An 809-nucleotide genomic window follows, 5' to 3' on the forward strand; every position below is an offset into this window, starting at 1 on the left:
TGGCTATGACCGGACTGCGGCTAGGGAGAGCCGATGAGAATTGCGCAGATAGCTCCTCTAGCGGAAAGTGTACCTCCGAAGCTTTACGGAGGCACTGAGCGGGTCGTTGCATGGTTGGTCGATGAGCTCGTCAATCTGGGCCATGAAGTAACGCTTTTTGCGAGCGGAGATTCCCTGACTAGCGCGGAGCTCATTCCAGTTTGTCCCCGAGCACTTCGTCTCGGTCGTCCCCGTAGCGACCCCATGGCTATCCACGCAGCGCTTATGGAGGAAGTCGCCTGTAGGGCAAATGACTTCGACTTGATCCATGCGCATATCGATTGGCTGCACCTGCCGTTGCTAAGCAGACTTGGCGTCCCTTTTCTAACGACGTGCCATGGGCGCTTGGACTTACCGCTCTTCCCGGAGGTCATCCGTCGTTTTCCTAAAGCAGCTTTTGTGTCGATCTCGGAGAATCAGCGTATCCCGCTGCCGGAAGCAAATTGGATCGGCACCATTTATCACGGGCTGCCTCAGGGCCAATTGCGGCCCTCCTTTGAACCCGGCTCCTATCTGGCCTTCCTTGGCAGGTTGACGGCCGAAAAGGGGCCAGAGCCGGCGATACGCATTGCGAGAGCCGTTGGCATGCCGCTTCAAATTGCTGCAAAGGTACCGCGGGGCGAAACGACCTACTTCAAAGAATGTATTGAGCCACAGATTGACGGAAAGCAGGTCCGGCTTATCGGGGAAGTCAACGACCACGCCAAGCAAGGGTTTCTTGCTGCGGCCGCCGCGCTCCTATTTCCGATTGATTGGCCTGAACCGTTCGG

Annotated in this window: 1 protein-coding gene; it reads left to right on the forward strand. The window is 57.0% G+C overall.

The genetic code is table 11. From position 1 onward, the window contains the following. Positions 1–33 precede the first annotated feature (33 nt). Positions 34–809, forward strand: a 776-nt coding sequence (locus KIP88_RS45880) for a glycosyltransferase family 4 protein (protein ID WP_214494634.1), incomplete at its 3' end; no start/stop codon positions are given.

The organism is Bradyrhizobium sp. SRL28, from assembly GCF_018596315.1.
GTDB lineage: Bacteria > Pseudomonadota > Alphaproteobacteria > Rhizobiales > Xanthobacteraceae > Bradyrhizobium.